Source organism: Bradyrhizobium jicamae, assembly GCF_018130695.1.
Lineage (GTDB): Bacteria > Pseudomonadota > Alphaproteobacteria > Rhizobiales > Xanthobacteraceae > Bradyrhizobium > Bradyrhizobium jicamae_B.
Genome location: NZ_JAFCJX010000026.1, coordinates 80,351 through 95,257, shown reverse-complemented (window position 1 = coordinate 95,257; position 14,907 = coordinate 80,351). Strand labels below are relative to the sequence as shown.

Below are 14,907 nucleotides of genomic sequence, written 5' to 3'. Positions count from 1 at the left end.
TTGCCAATCCCGACCCCGGCGGGCAAGACAGCGGGATAACCGACGAGACCGATCCCATGGCGGCAGAGCAAGCCGAAAAATCTCAACATTCGGCTGAAATCAGTGCCCTTGCCGCGCGGCTGTCCCGGGAGATTACCGGCGACGTCTTCTTCGACGCCTTCAACCGCGGCCGCTACGCCACCGACGCCTCGTTCTACCAGATCATGCCGGCCGGCGTGGTGGTGCCCCGGACCATCGACGAGGCGCTGCGGGCGCTGGCCATTGCCCGGGACGACGGCCGGATCGTCACCCCCCGCGGCGGCGGCACCTCGCAATGCGGCCAGACCATCAATGACGGCCTCGTCATCGACTTCTCCAAGCACCTCAACCGGCTGGTCTCGCTCGACGTCGCGAACCGCATTTGCGTGGTCGAGCCGGGTATCGTGCTCGACGATCTCAATCGCCAGCTTAAAAAGCACGGGCTGTGGTTCCCGGTCGACGTCTCCACGGCGTCGCGCGCGACGATCGGCGGCATGGCCGGCAACAATTCTTGCGGCGGCCGATCGCTGCGCTACGGCACCATGCGCGACAACACGCTGTCGATGGAGGCAACCCTCGTCGACGGCACGCGGATGCGTTTCGGCGAGGTGCCGCGCGACCTCGCGCAGGTCAACGCGCCGGAGGGCGGGCTAAAACTGCTCCGCGACATGCTTGACCTCGGCGAGCGCGAGGCGGCCGAGATCGCGGACAAATTCCCGAAGGTGCAGCGGCGGGTCGGCGGTTACAATCTCGATGCGCTGGTGCCGCGCAATGCGCCGAACAACATGGCGCACCTCCTGGTCGGCTCGGAGGGCACGCTTGCCTTCACCACGCAAGTCGAGCTCAAGCTGTGGCCCGTGATCCGCAACAAGGTGCTCGGCGTCTGCCATTTCGGCAGTTTCTACGAGGCGATGGACGCGGCCCAGCATCTCGTGAAACTGCGGCCGATCGCAGTCGAGCTGGTCGACCGCACCATGATCGCGCTCGGGCGCGACATTGCGATGTTCAGGCCCGTGATCGAAGCGACCGTGCGCGGCGATCCGGATGCGCTGCTGATCGTCGAATTCGCGGAAGAGGATCAGGCCGACAATCTGCAGAAGCTGAAGCAGCTCTCCGAATTGATGGCCGACCTCGGATTCGGCTGGAATCATCCGCAGCGCAAATGGGGCGGCGTGGTCGATGTCGTCGAACCCGCGATGCAGGCGGCGATTGCCGATTTCCGCACCTCCGGCCTCAACGTGATGATGTCGATGAAGCAGGAGGGCAAGCCGGTCTCCTTCGTCGAGGATTGCGCGGTGCCGCTGCCGCATCTCGCCGATTACACCCAGCGGCTGAATGAGGTGTTTGCCAAGCACGGCACCCGCGGCACGATGTATGCGCATGCCTCCGAAGGCTGCCTGCACGTGCGCCCGGTGCTCAATTTGAAACTCGAGAAGGACGTCAAGGCGATGCGCGCGATCGCCGAGGAGGCCTTCGCGCTGGTCCGCGAATACAAAGGCTCGCATTCCGGCGAACATGGCGACGGCCTGGTGCGCTCGGAATTCCACGAAACGATGTTCGGCTCGCGCCTCGTCGCCGATTTCCGCGAGGTCAAGCAGCGCTTCGACCCCGGCAACACGCTCAATCCCGGCAAGATCGTCGATCCCCCGAAGATGGACGACCGATCGCTGTTCCGCTTTGCACCGGACTATCGCGTCGGCGAGATGAAGACCGTGCTCGACTGGTCATCCTATCCGGGTGCCGGCGGCGGCTTCCAGGGCGCGGTCGAGATGTGCAACAACAACGGCGCCTGCCGCAAGCTCGAGGGCGGCGTGATGTGCCCGTCCTACCGCGCGACGCGCAACGAGAAGGACGTCACGCGCGGCCGCGCCAACACGCTGCGGCTAGCGATCTCCGGTCAGTTGGGTCCAGATGCGCTCTCCTCCGACGAGATGATGGAGACGCTGAAACTCTGCGTCTCCTGCAAGGCCTGCCGCCACGAATGCCCGACCGGCGTCGACATGGCCAAGATGAAGATCGAGGTACTGGCCGCGCGCGCTGCCGGACACGGCTTGTCGTGGCGCGACCGCATGGTCGGCTATCTGCCGCGCTATGCCGGCCTTGCGTCGCGCTTTGCGCCGCTTGCCAATTTGCGCAACAGCAGCGGATTGCTTCGTGCGCTGTTTGAGAAGTTTGCGGGCATCAGCGCCAAGCGCGCCCTGCCCGCGTTCCGGAGCGACATATTCGCTCCCGACGCCGAAACGTTTGGCCCGGCCGAGGGGCGCGAGGTCGTGCTGTTCGCCGACACTTTCAACCGCCACTACGAGCGCGAGAACCTCGACGCGGCGCTCGAGGTGCTCATTGCCGGCGGTTACCGCGTGTATCTGCCGAAACCTGCCGATCATGCCCGGCCGCTATGCTGCGGCCGAACCTTCTTGTCCGCAGGTCTGGTCGATGAGGCCCGCGCCGAACTCGATCGACTGGTCGCGACCTACGCGCCGTTTGCCGCGCGCGGCGTGCCGATCGTCGGGCTCGAGCCGAGCTGCCTGCTGACCTTGCGGGACGAATTGCTGTCGCTCCGCTCCGACGACACTGCGCGCACGCTCAGCGCCCACGCCCTGTTATTTGAGGAGTTCCTGGTGCGCGAGGCCGAAGCCGGCCGGCTCAGCCTGCCGCTCGGCGCGATCACCGCAAAAGCGCTGGTGCACGGCCATTGTCACCAAAAGTCCTTCGGCGCATTCAAGCCGGTGGAGAAGGTCTTGCGGCTGATCCCGGATCTCGCCGTCGAGACCGTGGAGTCGAGTTGCTGCGGCATGGCCGGTGCCTTCGGCTACGGCGCGGAGACCTATGCCGCCTCGATCGAGATGGCCGAATTGTCGTTGCTGCCGGCGGTCCGGCGTGCTGACGCCGCCACGTTGATCGTCGCCGACGGCACCTCCTGCCGCCACCAGATCAAGGACGGAAGCGGACGTGATCCACTTCATGTTTCTCGCGTCTTGGCGATGAGCCTCAATTGTGCGACACCGCATTCCGACAAGTCATTGCCCGCAAAGGAATAGAACCCATGTCCCAGCTCACCCTCGACGTCGCCCGCAAGATCCTGGACGCCGCGCTGGCCAAGGGCGTCGAGAAGAAGCTGAAGCCGCTGGTTATCACCATTCTCGACGCTCGCGGCGCCGTGAAGGTCACCGCGGCGCAGGACGGCACCAGCCTGATGCGGGCCGAGATCGCGCATGGCAAGGCCTATGGCGCGCTTGCGATGGGCATGGGCTCGCGCGCCCTGTTCCAGCGCGCACAGGAGCAGGCCTATTTCGTCGACGCCGTGAACACGCTGGCGCAAGGCCGCCTGGTGCCGGTGCCGGGCGGCGTGCTGATCCTCGACGGCAGCACCTTGCTGGGCGCCGTCGGTGTCAGCGGCGACACCTCCGACAATGACGAGATCTGCGCCGTCGCCGGCATCGAAGCCGCCGGCCTGAAGGCCAACGCCGGCTAGAGGCGGCGCTCAGGCAGGCGCCCACGGATCGTGACGGCATGAGCGACGACCTCAAGCAGGAGTTGCTGCGGCGGCTCGATGCGATCGAGAAGCGTATCGACGCGCTCGAAAGCGGGCAGCACACGCTCAAGCAGGCCTATGCGCGATCGCGCGCCCATCTGCGGCGCTTGTGGCTGCGTCCGCCGATGTGGACGTTCGAGCAGCACGCACCGTATCCGCTCCAGCTCGGTCGGCTGCCTTCGCCACCGCCGCTGCCGCAACGGCCACCGCGGATCGCCATCGTCACGCCCAGCTTCAATCACGCCCGCTTCCTGCGCGCCACCGTCGACAGCGTGCTGGCGCAGGACTATCCAAATCTGTTCTATCATGTCCAGGATGGCGGATCGACCGACGACACCGCCAACATCCTGGAGAGTTATGGCGACAGGATTTCCTGGCGCAGTGTACGCGACGAAGGTCAGGCCGACGCAATCAATCGAGGATTTGCCGACGCCGATTGCGACGTGATGGCTTACCTCAACAGCGACGATACGCTCCTGCCAGGCACGCTCGCGATCGTCGCCAACCACTTCGCGGAGCGGAACGACGTCGATATCCTCTACGGCCATCGCATCTTCATCGACTATGCCGGCTCTGAGGTCGGCCGCGCCGTGCTGCCTGCGCATAACAGCCAGGCCTTGAAGTTCGCCGGCTACGTGCCGCAGGAGACCATGTTCTGGCGGCGGCGCGTGTGGGACAAGATCGGGCCTTTGAACACCGATTTCCATTACGCGCTGGATTGGGATTTCATGCTGCGCGCAGAAGCCGCCGGCTTCAAGATGGTGCACATCCGCCGCTTCCTCGCCTGCTTCCGCGTCCACGACGACCAGAAAACCAGCAAGGATTACGAACGCGGCCGCGCCGAGATGCAGGCGCTGCGGCTGAGATCACTCGGGCAGATCCCGGGCCAGCGCCAGATATTTCGCGCGATGGCGCCGTATTTGATCCGCCAGTTCATCATGCACTGGAGCTACCGGCTCGGCCTGATTCGGCAGTAATTAGTGCGGCTGCACGCCAGCGACGAATTGCTGATACCGCTCGATCACCTGATCGATCGGCCCGAACTCCTTCACCGAGCCACGGTCGAGCCACAGTCCGACGTTGCACCAGCGGCGGCAGAGCTCGAGATTGTGTGACGCCAGCACCATCACGCGCGCCCGCTCGACGAAGCTCTGGATGCGAACCTCCGCCTTGCTCATGAAATGAGCATCTCCGGCCAGGATCCATTCATCCATGAGAAGAATATCGGGCTCGAAGCAGGTCGCCACCGCAAAGCTCAAGCGCAGGATCATGCCCGCCGAATAGGTGCGCACGGGCATGTCGAGATAGTCGCCGAGCTCGGTGAACTCGACGATATCGGCCATACGCTGCTCGATCTCCGCCGGCGACAGGCCGAGCAGCAGCGCGCGCAAGTGGATGTTGTCGAGACCGCTGAGGTCGCCGTCGATGCCGAGCGTGATGTCGAACATCGGCGAAATCCGGCCGCGCGTGATCAGGCGCCCTTGCAGCGGCTCATAGATGCCGGCGATCGCGCGCAGCAAGGTCGTCTTGCCGGCACCGTTGGTGCCGATCAACGCCAGACGGTCGCCGGCCTTGAGCGAGAACGAGACGTCACGCAGCGCCTCGATCACCATATGATCGTTGGCATCACGTCCGATCTTGCCGGCAGAGCCGTGAAACAGCACGCGTTTCTTGAGCGATCGCGCACCGGCCTGGTAGACCGGGAAAGTGATGCGCACCTGCTCCAGGCTCACGATTTCGCTGCTGTCGACCGCGGCGCCCATCGTCAGATCCAGTAGGCAATGCGCGCACGGAAGCGCAGGAAGACGGTTGCCGTGACCAGCATGTTGAGCACGGTCATCGCCAGCATCACCATGATCGTGTCCGTCGACGGCGCCATGCCCAGCAGCGGCGCGCGAACGATCTCGATCAGATGAAAGAACGGATTGCCTGCCGCCAGCATGTGGCGCGAGCCGAGCAGATCCGGCATCCAGATGATCGGCGTGACCAGGAACAGGACTTGGGTCAGGCTGGCGATGATGCGCGGAATGTCCCGAAAGCGCGCCGACGCCATGCCGATGGCAAGGCTTGCGAATGTGCAGTTGATCGAAAGCAGCACGAATCCGGGAATCGCCCACGCCAGGGCAAGTCCGGGCCAAATCTGGAAGTAGAGCAGCAGCACGAGGTAGATCGGAATATCGTGCAGAAACAGCATGATCTTGCTGAACACGAAGCGGAAGACGTAGAGCGTATAGGGCAAGCGGACCTGCTTGATATAGCTCTCCGAGCCCGAGAACAGGCCGCCGGCCTCGAGCAGGATCGCACTGATGAAGCTCCAGACGATCAGTCCTGCACAAACGAATGGCATCAGCTGCCGCACCGGCAGCTTGAATATTTCCGAATAGACCAACCCGAGCGCGATCACCGTGACCGCGACGTTCACGGTCGACCAGAACGGCCCCAGCGTGGAGCGCCTGTAGCGATAGAGGATGTCGTTCCAGCCGAGTCGGGTCCAGAGTGGCCAAAGCCGCAGGGCAGCCGCAAAGTCCGCAACGGCGAGACCGAGCTGGCTAACGCGCTCTTGTCGCTCGAGCAACGCGATGCCCCCAAAAATGATACATAGCTCCATCCTAAAGCGATCGGCACCGAGGCCCTGGTGAAACAGGACACAAACCAAACTGCATCCTGGCTATCGTTCGTCCTCGCGGCTCGGCACGACCCGGCAGTGCGCATTCTCAATGTCGACCTGCTGGCCGTCCTTATAGCAATATTCCTGCCGTGGTCGACGACCGGCGTGCTTATTTTTGCAGTGCTTTGGGCCATCGCGCTGATGTGGACGTTCGATCCAGGCGCATTTCTGCGCTCACTGAGAAATCCCGTCAGCACCACGCCGCTGATCCTGCTCGTGCTGGCGTTTGCAGGGGCCCTCTGGTCCGAGGCGCCATGGGACGCGCGGTACCAGGCCGTCGGCCAGGCCCTGAAGCTCACGTTCCTGCCTCTGCTGCTCTATCATTTCTCGCGCACAACGCGTGGCAGCTGGGTGCTGATCGCGTTCGTGGCGTCGTCGACGCTGCTGATGCTGGCATCCTGGATCGTAGGATTCGCGCCGGCATTGACGCTCAAATGGTACATGGAGCCCGGCGTCGTCGTGAAGAATCACATCGACCAGAGTCACGTCTTTGCGCTTGGCGTGCTCGGACTGGCCTGGCCGATCACGGTCCTGCTGCAGCGACGAAAATACCTGGAAACAGGCCTGCTCATCATCGTCGCGCTTGGGTTCATCGCCAACCTGGCGTTCGTGAATCTCTCACGAACGGTGCTGGTGACGCTGCCCGTGATCGTGGCGATGATCGTTTTGCATCGGATGTCATGGCGCGCTGTGCTTGTTGCACTCGGGGTGCTCGCCTTGCTTGGAGGTTTGAGCTGGACCATCTCGCCCGCGCTGCGCGCCAAAACCGCCAGCCTGCTTCCACCCTACCGGCTTTACGAACCCGAGAACACGCCGACCTCGATCGAGATCCGCTCTGAATATTGGCGCAAATCGTTGGCCTTCATTCGCGAGGCGCCACTGATCGGGCACGGTACCGGTTCGATCGAGAAACTGTTCGAGCGCGCTGCGGTCAATCAAACCGGCGTCGCGGCCGAAGTCACCGGCAATCCGCACAATCAGACACTCTATGCCGGTATCCAATGGGGACTGGTCGGCATGCTCGCGCTTTATGCGATGTGGCTATCGCATCTGCTGCTGTTTCGCGGCGGTGGATGGGCGAGCTGGGCGGGCTTCCTGATCGTGGTTCAGAATATCGTCAGCTCGCTGTTCAACTCCCATCTCGCCGATTTCCAGGAGGGATGGATTTACGTACTTGGCGTCGGCGTGACCGGCGGGATGGTGCTTCGCGCGAAATCGCGGAGCGCCCCGTCACCGTCCCGGCCATGACGGCTTGCGCTTCTCGCCGAACGCCTTGAGGCCTTCCTTGGCATCTTCAGTCATCGCGAGAAGTGCGATCTGACTCTCGGTGTAGGCGATACTCTCGTCGAACGACATCGAGGCGATCGCGCGCATCGCGTATTTGCCGCGGCGGATCGCGGTCGGCGACTTGTCGACGATGCGGCTGATCAGCCATTCCACCTTGGCATCGAGCTCGGACGTGGGCACGACGTAGTTCAGGAGACCAGCTGCCTGCGCGGTGTTCGCATCAAAGGGCTCACCGGTCAGCGCCCATTCGTTGACGAGCCGCGGCGGCGCGATCGACTGCAACAGGCTCATCACCTGCATCGGGAACACACCGACCTTCACCTCGGGCAGGCCGAAGATCACGTGATCGGCGGCAATCGCCATGTCGGTCATGCAGAGCAATCCCATGCCGCCGGCCATGCAGACGCCGCCGACGCGGGCGATCGCCGGCTTGGTCGCGTTCTGCGACAGCCGCAGCAGGTCGGCATAATCGACATTGGGGCGGGAGTAATCCATCGAGAAGGCCGCGCCGCTGTTCTGCAGATCGGCGCCGGCGCAGAACGCCTTGTCGCCCGCGCCGGTCAGCACGATGACGCGGACGTCCTTGTCGTCATGGGCGTCGCGATAGCCTTTCGTGAGGCCCGCGATGACGTCGGCGTTCAGCGCGTTGCGCTTGTCCGGCCGGTTGATGGTGATCCAGAACGCCTGCCCGCGCTTTTCGAGAATGACGCTGCTGTTGTCGGTCATGTTTGCTGCCTGTCCGCTGTTGTCAGCGCACATTTGCGGCAGGATCGGCGCCGACTGCAAGTGGATTTAGACGGCCGGCGCGGCCTTCCTGATCCAGACCTTGTTGTCGTGGAATGCGACGCCGCCAATCGGGGCGACCACGTCGGCCCCCGTCAGCATGTTGATGCCACGGCCGCCGAGATGCGCCTTGTTCGGGTGGACGGATTCCGCGATCACGACGCCTCGACACAAGCCGTCGAACAGCTTTGCGGTCAACGTCGTTTCGCCGCGCATGTTGCCGAGCGTCACCGCGTCGCCATCGGCGACGCCGAGCGCGGCCGCGTCCTCCGGGTGGATCATCACCGTTGGCACGCCTTCGCGCGCCTGCGATCCCGGCGTCTCGTTGAAGGTCGTGTTGAGATAGCTGCGCGACGGAGAGGTCGCTAGGCGGAACGGGTGCTGTGCGTCGGCTTCCTCGATGATCGCCCAATGATCCGGCAACGCCGGCAACTGCTCCCATGGACCGAGGCCGGGATTGCCGTAGGGCGGCTTGGTCCAGTCGGCTTTGAAGTGGAACTTCTTGTCGGGATGCGCGAAGCCATCGAGATAATGGGAGGTGCGGAAATCCGGCTGCAGGTCGCGCCAGAGATCGGCCTCCAGCCCCGCGATGTCGCCGTGACCGCTTTTCTTCAGCGTCACGTCGATCAACTCGCGCGGCGTCATCTCGAAGCCGGGATGTTCGGCATTGAGGCGACGACCGAGGCCCTGCAGCACCTGATGGTTGCTGCGGCATTCACCGGGCGGATCGATCAGCTTTGGCCCAACCGAGATATGCTGGTGCCCGCCGCCGTAATAGAGGTCGTCGTGTTCCATGAACATCGTGGCAGGCAGCACGATATCGGCCATCTGCGCCGTCTCGGTCATGAACTGCTCGTGGACCGCAACGAACAGATCTTCACGGGCAAAGCCCTGGCGCACCAATGCCTGCTCCGGCGCGACCGTCATCGGATTGGTGTTCTGGATCAGCATCGCCTTGACCGGCGGACCATTCTTGAGCGACTCGACATCACCGGTGAGGATGCGCCCGATCTTGGACTGATCGAGCCAGCGGGTCGTCTTGTCGATCGCGTCGTGGCCTTCGATGACGGACTCGTCGAACTTCCAGAGTGCGGCATTGTTGAAGAAGGCGCCGCCGCCTTCATACTGCCAGGCGCCGGTCACCGCAGGGATGCACAACGCAGCGTGCATCTGCGCGGCGCCATTGCGGCTGCGGGTGAAGCCATAGCCGAGGCGGAAGAACGAGCGTTTGGTCTCACCGACCAGTCGCGCAAACGCCTCGATCTCCTCCACCGGCACGCCTGATATCTTCGACGCCCATTCGGGCGTGCGGGTCTTCAGATGCGCCTCAAGCTCGTCCGGACAGTCGGTGTACTTGTCCATATAGGCGCGATCGGCAAAACCGTCGCGGAATAGCACGTGCATCACGCCGCATGCGAACGCTGCGTCAGTGCCGGGGCGCAGGATGATCTTGATGTCAGCCTGCTTCATCGTGTCGTTGTTGTAGATGTCGATCGCGGCGATCCTGGCGTTGCGCTCCTTGCGGGCGCGCATCGCATGCGTCATCACGTTGACCTGGGTATTGACAGGATTGGTGCCCCAGATCACCACGAGATCGGAGACGCCCATCTCACGCGGATCGACGCCGGCGATCTTGCCGGTGCCGATCGCGAAGCCGACGCGCGCGATGTTGGCGCAGATCGTCTGGTAGAAGCGGGAGTATTTCTTGACATGCGACAGACGGTTGATGCCGTCGCGCATCACGATCCCCATCGTGCCGGCGTAGTAATAGGGCCAGACCGACTGCGCGCCGAACTCGCGCTCGGCCGCATCGAATCGCGCTGCGATCTCGTCGAGCGCCTCATCCCAGGAGATCCGCGCATACTGTCCCGAGCCCTTCGGGCCGGTGCGGCGCATCGGATAGAGCAGCCGGTCGGGATGGTGGATGCGCTCCGAATAGCGCGCCACCTTGGCGCAAACCACGCCGGCCGTATAGGTCTGCTTCTTGGAGCCGCGGACCCGGCCGATCGAGCGGCCCTCGATCACCTCGACATCCAGCGCACAGGCCGAAGGGCAATCATGCGGACAGGTGGAATGGCGGATGTCGATCTTGGCGTGCTGGTTCATGACGAAATTGGTAACATCAATTGACCTTTTCGCCGAGGGTATTATCCGGCCACAGCCCCCAAAAACCGGGCACAAGCCATGCGTCGGAGCATGATCCGGAAAGTGTGAAGCGGTTTTCCGAAAAGATCATGCTCTCACATAAGCGGCTAAAGCGCGAAGGGCTTTAGCCGCCCAAATAGGCACCGCCATTGGCGTGAATCGCCTGGCCGTTGATGTATCGCGCGGCCGGACTGCAAAGGAAGCGTACGGTGGCGGCTACGTCCTCCGGCCTGCCTCGTTCGCCTGATATCGTCTGGTGCGTCAGATGATGCGCCGGTTCCGGCTTGTCCTTTGGGCGCGGCGTCCCGATCAGGCCGGGAACGACACAGTTCACGGTGATCCCGTCGTCAGCGAGATCATGGGCGAGCGCGCGGGTGAAGCCGATGATGCCGGCCTTGGCCGTCACCACATGGGTGCGGTTTTTCGCACCTGTATGCGCGCTGAGTCCGCCGATGTTGACGATCGTCCCTGCCCCGCTCTGCCGCAGCGCCGGAAGGCAGGCTTTGACGCAATGGAAAGTGCCATCGAGCGTGACATCGAGGATCTCGCGCCACGCCGCATAGTCCATCTCGGCAAAGGCGGCTTCGCGCCGAAGCGCCGCATTGTTGATGAGGAAATCGATACGGCCGAAGGCTTTCATGGCCTGGCCTGCCATCGCCTGCACGGCCGCGGCATCGGCAACATTGCCGAGATGAGCAGCCGCCTTGCCGCCGGCGGCCTCGATCTCGCGCACGACGCTTTCGACTTCGGCGCGATTGCTCCGTGCATTGACCAGCACCGACGCGCCGCCATCTGCCAAGGTGAGCGCGATCGCTCGACCGATATTGCGGCCGGCACCGGTGACGATCGCAACTTTGCCTGCGAGCTCTTTGGTCATCAGACCCTATCCACGTAACGGTGAGAGATCGATGCGACCATCATAAAATCCAGCCAGCAGCTTCAGGGCGGCATCGGCTTGCGGCTTGCTCCAGCCGCCGTGCGATACGTTGAGCATGAACTTGTCGATCACATCTTGCCGCGTCAATGGCTCCAGCGCGCCACCGCGCATATGAGGCTGCCGTTCCTCGACGACCCGGCCATCCTTCAGCGTCGCCCGGATGTGGCCCGTGTAGTTGTTTGGATAGGGATTGCCGGGATCGATCACGAATTTCACCTTCGCGGCGAGCGCCAGCACCCGCGGATCCCGGGTCGCCTGCTCGGTGAAGGCGCCGAGCCCGACGCCGCCATGAACAAAGCCGGCGGCGAGGAGATAGGGAGTAGCGAATTTGGCGGCATAACCGTTGGGCGGACGCTGCTTGTCGGCAAGCGGCTCCCACAGCCGATGTACCGTCCCCTCGGCCACCTCGCAGACGATCTCGGCGACATCTTCGGACGTAATGCCGCGTGCGCGGAGCCGGCGCGCGCAGTCGATATAAGGCTGCGCCATCGTTCCGCAGGGATAGGGCTTGAAGGCCAGCGTATCCGTCACCCATCGCGTGCCGAAATCGCCGGTCAACGCCTCGTAGTCGCCCTTGGTCGTGTGCGCGAAGCCGTGGAACAGGCCGTGCACGCCTTCAAACACGGTCCGCGGACCGACAAAGCCGCCGCGCGCAAGCAGCGCGGCGCGAATGCCGGATTGCGCGGCCCAGCCTGCATGCATCCGCTTGGTCCAGGCGCCCTCGGCGAGATATTCGATGATCCCGCCAGCCATGCTGCCGGCGACGCCGAGCGCGTCGACGATCTGTCGTACGTTGAGCCCGAGCGCCACGCCGACACCGGCGGCGGCGCCCATTGCGCCAAATATTGCGGTCGGATGAAATCCCGCCTTGTGCACCGCCTTCGGCACCACCAGGCTGAGCCGGCACAGTACCTCGGTGCCAACAGCAATCCCGATCAGCGCCATGCGGCCGTCCGGATTGTGCCGCTCGCAAGCTGCGAGCACCGCAGGTACGACCACCGCGCCGGCATGCACCGGACCGCCTTCAAAGGTGTCGTCGAAATCCTCGCCATGCGCGGCCGTGCCGTTGACGAACGCCGCACCCGCGGCGGTCAGCGTTCGGCCGTGGCCGATCACCGTGCATGGACCATCATCGTCCGAGCCCGCAAGGGCACTGCCGACATAATCCTCGTTGCGCGCGGTGACGCAGAGGCCGACGACATCGATCAGCAGATCCTCGCATTTGCGCGTGGTCGCGGCAGGGAGAGCGCCCGGCTTCAGCGCCGCGATCCTCTCCGCCAGCGTTTCGGCGACGGAGATTTTTGGCAGTTCGGAGCCCATGCCGGTCAGACGCGGAAGATGCGCGTATAACGCGACTTGATCTGCTCGCCCTCGCGTTCCACGGCGGCGGCATCATCCTTCATGGTCTTGATGTCCTTCAGCGGTTTGCGACCGGCCTTCTCCGCGGTCTGCGAATGCACCGAGCGCAGCCCGCCGACATCGATGATCAGCTGCTGCGCCTCTCGGCTCAGCGCAAACGACTGGAACAGCTTTGCGGCATTGGGATGCGGGCAGTCCTTGAAGATGCCGTTTGGTCCGATGATCAAGGGCGAGCCTTCGGTGGCATAGACCGGCTCGACCGGACGGCCCGCTTCTTTCATCTGGAAGATGTTGTACTCATTGCCGTCGGCCATCACGGCGCGCTCGCCGAGGTCGAGTTTCTTCGGCGGATCGGCCGACGACTGTACCTGCATGATGTTCTGCTTGGCGAGCTTCTCGAAGAAGCTCCAGCCGAGATCGCGCTGCATCTGGTAGGTCGCGGTCATGATGGTGCCGCTATAGCCAGGATGCGCCTTGACGATCTTGCCCTTCCATTTCGGATCGAGCAAATCGGCAAAGCTCTTCGGCGCCTCCTCCGCTTTCACCAAGCTCGTGTTATAGGCGATGATCGAGAGCCAGACGCGGAAGCTCGCGAACTGGCCATCTGGATCGCGATGCTCGTCGGGATAGAATTTTGCGACCTCTTCGGGAACATACGGCGCCAGGATGCCGTCGCGCTTCCAGACGATGAAATGCGCGGCGTCGGACGAATTGACGACGTCGACCGCATGAATGTTGCTGGAGTACTCCTGGCCGATGCGCTGGAACACGCGCTCGGCACCGGTGCGCTCTACCCGCACCGCAATGCCCGGATATTTCGCTTCAAAGGCTTTTGCCAGCTTTTCGGCAACCGGCAGGTCGGTCGAGGTGTAGTAGATGACCTGGCCTTCCTTCCTGGCGGCCTCGATCAGCGCCGGGGTAACAGCTTCAGCCGGCGGTGCCGCGGCCATCACCCGCGTCGAAAACGCAACGCTGGCCAGCGCAGCGCCGGTGCCCCTCAGGACATCACGGCGCGAAATCCCGAGACGCTTCCTTATGAGTCGTTTCCTCATGTCATCCCCGCTCGTGAATGGCGAAGTTTAAGTACACCGTTCCCTATCTTTTATTCCTATGCGGGAGACGGAGTCTGTCGTCGACAGGTGGTTTACGTTGCCGCTAGACTTGCAATCAAGAAAGAAGACTAAAGTCGAGGGAGAATTTGATGGCGAGCCCAGGATTTGTGCTGGCATTGGTCGCGGCTCTGCTGGCAGTAGCGGTCTCAGGCTTGCCGGCCGCTGCGCAGGATTATCCGAACCGGCCCGTCAAGATCATTGTTCCCTTCGGGCCCGGCGGCCCCGCCGACGTCACTGCACGCCAGATCGGCAGTATCCTGCAGGAGAGCTTCGGTCAGCCCTTCGTGATCGAAAACCGCACCGGCGCTGGCGGTGTGATCGGCACGCTCGAGGTCGCGAAGGCGCCGGCCGACGGCTACACGCTTCTCATGATGTCGAATACCCAGACCGCGAATGAATCGCTGGTGCCGCAGCGCAAATACGAGTTGATGCGTGATCTGGCACCGATCGCGCCGGTGAACTACTCCGATCTCGTCATCGTGGTGCATCCGGCCGTGCCCGCCAAGACGCTGCAGGAATTCATCGCACTTGCGAAGTCGCAGCCGGGAAAGCTGAATTATGCCTCCTCGGGTCAGGGCACGCCCTACCACATGGCCGGCGAGCTGTTCAAAACCATGGCCGGCATCGACCTTGTGCATGTGCCCTACCGCAACAGCGGCGAGGCGCGCAGCGGCGTCATCGGCGGCCAGGTGCAGATGATGATCGACGCGGTGCCGGCGATGGCGCCGAACATCGGAGAGAATCAGGTCCGTGCGCTCGCGACCACCGGCACGGCGCGTTCGACCGTGCTGAAGAATGTCCCGACCGTGATCGAGGCCGGCGTTCCCGGCTACGAGGCGACGATCTGGCTCGGCCTGATGGCGCCGGCGGGAACGCCAAAGCCGGTAATCGACAAACTCAACGCGGCGGTGAACGCCGCAATCAAGCGGCCTGATATCGTCAAACTCTGGACCGACCAGGGCGCGGTGCCGATGGCGATGTCGCCGGAGGAATTCGACAAATTCCTGCGCGGCGATATTGTGAAATGGGCCGAGGTGGTCAAGAAGTTCGACAAGACCCAATAAGA

General features: G+C 63.4%; 12 protein-coding genes. 5 read left to right on the top strand and 7 right to left on the bottom strand.

The annotated features are described in order from the left end of the window. The first annotated feature begins 56 nt into the window (after positions 1-56). From JQ604_RS31190 to JQ604_RS31180, 3 genes are read left to right on the top strand one after another with little or no spacing between them, the layout of a single operon-like run. Entirely contained in the window at positions 57-3,056 is a 3,000-nt protein-coding gene (locus tag JQ604_RS31190; protein ID WP_212364533.1) for an FAD-binding and (Fe-S)-binding domain-containing protein, read from the top strand. Positions 3,057-3,061: 5 nt separating this feature from the next. After that, a complete protein-coding gene (locus tag JQ604_RS31185) occupies positions 3,062-3,490 on the top strand; it encodes a GlcG/HbpS family heme-binding protein (protein WP_212364532.1) in 429 nt (142 codons plus the stop codon). A gap of 38 nt (positions 3,491-3,528) precedes the next feature. After that, a complete protein-coding gene (locus JQ604_RS31180; protein ID WP_212364531.1) occupies positions 3,529-4,527 on the top strand; it encodes a glycosyltransferase family 2 protein in 999 nt (332 codons plus the stop codon). Here JQ604_RS31180 and JQ604_RS31175 read toward each other — a convergent pair whose 3' ends face one another. Both JQ604_RS31175 and JQ604_RS31170 read right to left on the bottom strand, forming a co-directional pair. After that, the gene (locus JQ604_RS31175; RefSeq protein WP_212364530.1) at positions 4,528-5,313 is read right to left on the bottom strand and encodes an ABC transporter ATP-binding protein; all 786 of its coding nucleotides are present in this window, start codon (positions 5,311-5,313) and stop codon (positions 4,528-4,530) included. Positions 5,314-5,315: 2 nt separating this feature from the next. Further along, complete coding sequence (locus JQ604_RS31170) at positions 5,316-6,125, bottom strand: ABC transporter permease (protein WP_249158921.1); 810 nt, start codon at positions 6,123-6,125, stop codon at positions 5,316-5,318. A 60-nt stretch (positions 6,126-6,185) separates the two neighbouring features. Between JQ604_RS31170 and JQ604_RS42060 the strand changes: the two genes are divergently transcribed. After that, positions 6,186-7,466, top strand: a complete 1,281-nt coding sequence (locus JQ604_RS42060; RefSeq protein ID WP_212364528.1) for an O-antigen ligase family protein — start codon at positions 6,186-6,188, stop codon at positions 7,464-7,466. Here JQ604_RS42060 and JQ604_RS31160 read toward each other — a convergent pair. The 5 genes from JQ604_RS31160 to JQ604_RS31140 all read right to left on the bottom strand — a co-directional run bounded on the left by JQ604_RS31160 (position 7,449) and on the right by JQ604_RS31140 (position 13,781). After that, entirely contained in the window at positions 7,449-8,231 is a 783-nt protein-coding gene (locus JQ604_RS31160) for an enoyl-CoA hydratase/isomerase family protein (RefSeq protein ID WP_212364527.1), read from the bottom strand. The genes JQ604_RS42060 and JQ604_RS31160 overlap by 18 nt on opposite strands. 66 nt (positions 8,232-8,297) lie before the next feature. Beyond that, entirely contained in the window at positions 8,298-10,394 is a 2,097-nt protein-coding gene (locus JQ604_RS31155) for a molybdopterin oxidoreductase family protein (RefSeq protein ID WP_212364526.1), read from the bottom strand. A gap of 163 nt (positions 10,395-10,557) precedes the next feature. Beyond that, entirely contained in the window at positions 10,558-11,310 is a 753-nt protein-coding gene (gene fabG / locus JQ604_RS31150; RefSeq protein ID WP_212364525.1) for a 3-oxoacyl-ACP reductase FabG, read from the bottom strand. 6 nt (positions 11,311-11,316) lie between these two features. Continuing rightward, the gene (locus tag JQ604_RS31145; RefSeq protein WP_212364524.1) at positions 11,317-12,690 is read right to left on the bottom strand and encodes an MmgE/PrpD family protein; all 1,374 of its coding nucleotides are present in this window, start codon (positions 12,688-12,690) and stop codon (positions 11,317-11,319) included. Between the two features lie 5 nt (positions 12,691-12,695). Beyond that, on the bottom strand, positions 12,696-13,781 hold the full coding sequence (locus JQ604_RS31140) for an ABC transporter substrate-binding protein (protein WP_212364523.1): 1,086 nt from the start codon (positions 13,779-13,781) through the stop codon (positions 12,696-12,698). Between the two features lie 149 nt (positions 13,782-13,930). Between JQ604_RS31140 and JQ604_RS31135 the strand changes: the two genes are divergently transcribed. Continuing rightward, positions 13,931-14,905 carry a tripartite tricarboxylate transporter substrate binding protein gene (locus JQ604_RS31135; RefSeq protein WP_212364522.1) on the top strand — a complete coding sequence of 325 codons (975 nt, stop codon included), beginning with the start codon at positions 13,931-13,933 and terminating at the stop codon, positions 14,903-14,905. Positions 14,906-14,907 lie beyond the last annotated feature (2 nt).

Bases quoted from the DNA above. Each gene is read 5' to 3' on its own strand.
- JQ604_RS31190 (WP_212364533.1), top strand. From the start codon at position 57: ATGGCGGCAGAGCAAGCCGAAAAATCTCAACATTCGGCTGAAATCAGT.
- JQ604_RS31185 (WP_212364532.1), top strand. From the start codon at position 3,062: ATGTCCCAGCTCACCCTCGACGTCGCCCGCAAGATCCTGGACGCCGCG.
- JQ604_RS31180 (WP_212364531.1), top strand. From the start codon at position 3,529: ATGAGCGACGACCTCAAGCAGGAGTTGCTGCGGCGGCTCGATGCGATC.
- JQ604_RS31175 (WP_212364530.1), bottom strand. From the start codon at position 5,313: ATGGGCGCCGCGGTCGACAGCAGCGAAATCGTGAGCCTGGAGCAGGTG.
- JQ604_RS31160 (WP_212364527.1), bottom strand. From the start codon at position 8,231: ATGACCGACAACAGCAGCGTCATTCTCGAAAAGCGCGGGCAGGCGTTC.
- JQ604_RS31155 (WP_212364526.1), bottom strand. From the start codon at position 10,394: ATGAACCAGCACGCCAAGATCGACATCCGCCATTCCACCTGTCCGCAT.
- fabG (WP_212364525.1), bottom strand. From the start codon at position 11,310: ATGACCAAAGAGCTCGCAGGCAAAGTTGCGATCGTCACCGGTGCCGGC.
- JQ604_RS31145 (WP_212364524.1), bottom strand. From the start codon at position 12,690: ATGGGCTCCGAACTGCCAAAAATCTCCGTCGCCGAAACGCTGGCGGAG.
- JQ604_RS31140 (WP_212364523.1), bottom strand. From the start codon at position 13,781: ATGAGGAAACGACTCATAAGGAAGCGTCTCGGGATTTCGCGCCGTGAT.
- JQ604_RS31135 (WP_212364522.1), top strand. From the start codon at position 13,931: ATGGCGAGCCCAGGATTTGTGCTGGCATTGGTCGCGGCTCTGCTGGCA.